The following is a 3,279-nucleotide window of genomic DNA, read 5'->3' as shown; positions in this document are numbered from 1 at the left end:
TAAAAGTAAACGCAATTGCAATACCTGTCGTACTGGTAGTTGTTTTGAGCGCGTAGGGGGATAATTGACTATCCCTTTTGAGCAAGTCTTAAAGAATCTGCGTGTCTTTAGACCGCAGAGTGTCAAGATTGTACATATCATCGGGATCATAACCCACATCACCGACAAAACAGAATAGACATCTCCAGAAAGGAAATTATGGAACCTATTTATGGGGGCAGGGCGAAGCTTATGGGATATCTAGATGTCTGATTTTTCCGTTAAATTATCGCCCATAAGCTTCGCCCCTACAAATTATGACAAATTAATAGATATCTCCGAAAATTACATAAGCATAACCTGAAACCCATTCGTAGGGACAATTCATGAATTGTCGCTACATCTTTTTCGGAGAAGTCTAATACATTCTATTGTGGAAATGTCTAATGATATAGCTAAATTTAAGGTTCTTTTTTCAAACACAAATTTATCCTTTGGTAGCATTACCAGTAGTGTTACCAGTTAGTCGTGTGTGGGTGATACTGGTCTTACTATGTATGCTGCTTGGTTGTAAATACTTTTATATGTTTGTTTACAAATCAGGTTTTGATCCTCCCAACCCCCTTGAAAAGGGGATCTAAAAATATGTGATACACCATGAGGACTTTTAAAATATCTTCTTATATTAATAAATGTTGCATTTTCTCATCTAAAGCTTAATCCATAACCAGCTTGCATCCAAATATTACTGAGATAGAAAAATTGATATTACTAAGTGCAAATATTGGAAGCATTACCACACAATAGTTACAGCATTTAACAGCTAATATTTTTAACTGATTTCTCAATAACTCGCTTATTGACAAATCAGCCAAAACTCATTTGCTGAAAACGTAAACTTTACGTTATATATGTCAGAGAATTTTTATATTAATCTCAATAACTCGCAGCAGTTGGACAATATTAAAATTAGTACCTAAATTAAATTATCTAATTCGGAGGTAATTAAAAATTATGAAACTTACTATAGAAATCAAGCGATTAGTTGAATAACAAAAATCATTTTTCAACTAACGTTATTTCCCAGGTGAATTTTGGAGAAAAACTGATGTTAAACATCAAAAATGAATTATTTGCTGAACTCACTCCTGAACTTGCTGCTAATATTAACGGTGGTCAAGGTGAACAAGGTGAACAAGGTGGTAAAGAGGATAAAAGTAAGTTCAATTACAGCAGATATCTCAAAGCATTGGGTATTGCTTACTTGAGTCCCCCAGAAGTTGGTAGCATCACAGATAAGGAAGCGTTGTTAGCCCAATACCAAGGCTGGGAAGACTAGCAAAATTGATTTATTTAGGGTTTGCTGAAAAAATGCAAAACGCAGATAAATCAAAAGTTTGAGGCTGATAAATAGGAAAAAAGTGCAAGGGTTTTGAAGGGTATACGTGAAAAAGTGTGCATTTTTTGGTATTTCGAGAGATGGAAAAGGAATTTTTAAACTTCCTCCTGACTCCTGACTCCTGACTCCTATCCCCTCATGGAAAGACTTTCTCAGCATGTCCTATTTATAGGCTTCTTCCACTAAGATTCAACTACTAAAAATAAATCCCGCTTTTAATCCAATTCATGAATAACCAGATACCCGACTTCTTTGAGAAGTTGTAGAGACGTTCCATGGAACGTCTCTACTTTATAGCATTTACCAAGTTAGTGAGGTACAGAGTTTTTTATCTTAGGGAATTGGGAATTGGGAATTGGGAATTGGGAACAGTAAATAAATTAGGGTGTACCTCATGAGACTGGGAAACGCTATATAACCAGATGTTTACTCAAAACAGCAAGTAATAGCTAACTCTGCATGATTGAATAAAACCTCTTTCTCCAGTTGATAAACTGGATATTGAGGTGTAATTTCTAATAAATTTTCGACTCTTGCCCTAGCAGCTTCTACTATTTCTTCATTTAAACTACCATTACTCAAACAATGAGTAAAATCTTCGGCTATTTTATAGGTTCTTTCTAGAGAGGAAGAATTGATATTTCGTGATACTATAAATAAATCACATCCAGCATTAAAAGCCCGTGCTACTGTTCCCGGACGCATGAACATATCCGCAACAGCTTTCATATCTAAATCATCAGAAACAATCACGCCCTTAAAATTTAATTCTTGGCGTAAAATGTGATTTAAAATAGTTTTAGATAATGTCGCTGGAACTTCTGGATCAATTTGCGGGAACAAAATATGTGCTGTCATAATTAGCGGTATTTGTTCCTGAATTAATGCTTGAAAAGGGATTAACTCTCTGTTTCGTAAATCTTCTAAACTTAAATTTAATATTGGTAACTCTAAATGAGAATCTGTGCTAGTGTCTCCGTGTCCAGGAAAGTGTTTAGCACAACCAAGTATACCCTCTTCCCTGAGTCCTTGATAATATTCCCGCGCACTCTGACTAGCAGTTTTGGGAGTGATACCAAAAGCGCGAGAACCAATAATGGGGTTTTGGGGGTTGGAAAAAATATCAGCGACAGGGGAAAAAGAAAGATTAATTCCCAGTGATTTTAATTCTATAGATGTAGCTTTGGCTACTTGATAAGCTTGGGACTTCACCAAATAAGCACAAGGAAAACGAGTAATAGGAAATGGAGTTCTGACAACCCTTCCACCCTCATGATCGAGGCTGGTAAATAGAGTTTTCCGTTCAGTATATTCTTTAATTTGTTTAAGTAAATCTTTAAACTTCTCTAACCAAACTGGATAAGGAACACCATCAAGAAAGTTTTTAGCGAAAAAAATCACCCCCACGGGTTTTAACTCACTCAATGCCCGCTTATCATCATCACTAAGAGTTGTACCAGAAACACCAAGAATTAAATGATTACCAAATTTTTGTAAATCTTTCATATTCAGGAGGCAGGAGGCAGGAGGCAGGAGGCAGGAGGCAGAAGGCAGAAGGCAGAAGGCACGAGGCAGAAGGCAGAAGGCACGAGGCAGAAGGCAGAAGGCAGGAGGCAGAAGGCAGGAGGCAGAAGGCAGAAGGCAGAAGGCAGGAGAAAGTAAATATTTCCTGTTTCCCCAGTCACCAGTCACCAGTCACCAGTCACCAGTCACCAGTCACCAGTCACCAATCACCAGTCACCAGTCACAGGTCAGTAGACCGGCGTGACGAGAAACAGAACGCAGAGCCGTCGCGTCGGGGAAGATCGCGTAGGTACTTAGAGACAGATCAGAACGACGACGAATACGACATCACACAGCGTCGGACTCTCACCATCAGCGACCAGACCTCTCTCGTCTTC

General features: G+C 38.2%; 3 protein-coding genes. 2 read left to right on the top strand and 1 reads right to left on the bottom strand.

The window, feature by feature from the left end; translation table 11 throughout:
* Window positions 1–1,087 precede the first annotated feature (1,087 nt).
* On the top strand, window positions 1,088–1,318 hold the full coding sequence (locus tag FFR48_RS26475; RefSeq protein WP_096572427.1) for a hypothetical protein: 231 nt from the start codon (window positions 1,088–1,090) through the stop codon (window positions 1,316–1,318).
* Window positions 1,319–1,804: 486 nt separating this feature from the next.
* Here the strand turns inward: FFR48_RS26475 and nagZ are convergent, their stop codons facing one another.
* The gene (gene nagZ / locus FFR48_RS26470) at window positions 1,805–2,884 is read right to left on the bottom strand and encodes a beta-N-acetylhexosaminidase (RefSeq protein ID WP_137669409.1); all 1,080 of its coding nucleotides are present in this window, start codon (window positions 2,882–2,884) and stop codon (window positions 1,805–1,807) included.
* Between nagZ and FFR48_RS26465 the strand changes: the two genes are divergently transcribed.
* Window positions 2,830–3,279 (top strand): CsbD family protein (locus tag FFR48_RS26465; RefSeq protein WP_162501978.1); only part of this gene is annotated, 450 nt, incomplete at its 3' end. The genes nagZ and FFR48_RS26465 overlap by 55 nt on opposite strands.

Source organism: Sphaerospermopsis reniformis, assembly GCF_005402885.1.
In the GTDB taxonomy this organism is placed as follows: Bacteria; Cyanobacteriota; Cyanobacteriia; order Cyanobacteriales; family Nostocaceae; genus Sphaerospermopsis; species Sphaerospermopsis kisseleviana.
This window is presented reverse-complemented; position numbering and strand designations above follow the sequence as displayed.

Excerpts from the sequence above, each read along its gene's own strand:
- nagZ (WP_137669409.1), bottom strand. The coding sequence starts at position 2,884 with ATGAAAGATTTACAAAAATTTGGTAATCATTTAATTCTTGGTGTTTCT.
- FFR48_RS26475 (WP_096572427.1), top strand. The coding sequence starts at position 1,088 with ATGTTAAACATCAAAAATGAATTATTTGCTGAACTCACTCCTGAACTT.